Here is a 368-nt window from a genome sequence, read left to right as displayed (position 1 = left end):
CCCTGGCGCGGGCGCTGGTTACGGAGCCGAAGCTGTTGTTTGCCGACGAGCCGACCGGCGACCTGGATAACCGCACCGGCGAAGTGGTCTTCGGGCTGATCCATAAGCTGCATTGGGCACACGGGCTGACCTCGGTGCTGGTCACCCACAATCTCGACTTTGCCGGGCGGTGCGATCGCGTGCTGCGTCTGCATGAGGGTGGTTTGCGTCCGGACCGGGCAAATTAATAAAAGCCGGAACCGAAAGCTGGGGTATGGTGGTTCCACACGTCACATAGGGAGAACAACGAACGATGCTTGTGCTGCAGGCGTTTGCAATCGGATTGGTGGCTGGCATGCGCACCATGATGCCGCTGGTGATGCTGAGCT

1 pseudogene is annotated in these 368 nt (G+C 60.6%); it reads left to right on the top strand.

The features are described 5' to 3' along the window. Positions 1-227: pseudogene (locus A6X21_RS10765) on the top strand (ABC transporter ATP-binding protein); the annotation flags it as partial. Positions 228-368 lie beyond the last annotated feature (141 nt).

The organism is Planctopirus hydrillae, assembly GCF_001707835.1.
In the GTDB taxonomy this organism is placed as follows: domain Bacteria; phylum Planctomycetota; class Planctomycetia; order Planctomycetales; family Planctomycetaceae; genus Planctopirus; species Planctopirus hydrillae.
Note: the sequence above shows the minus strand (reverse complement) of the source record. Positions and strands in the feature narration are given on the sequence as shown.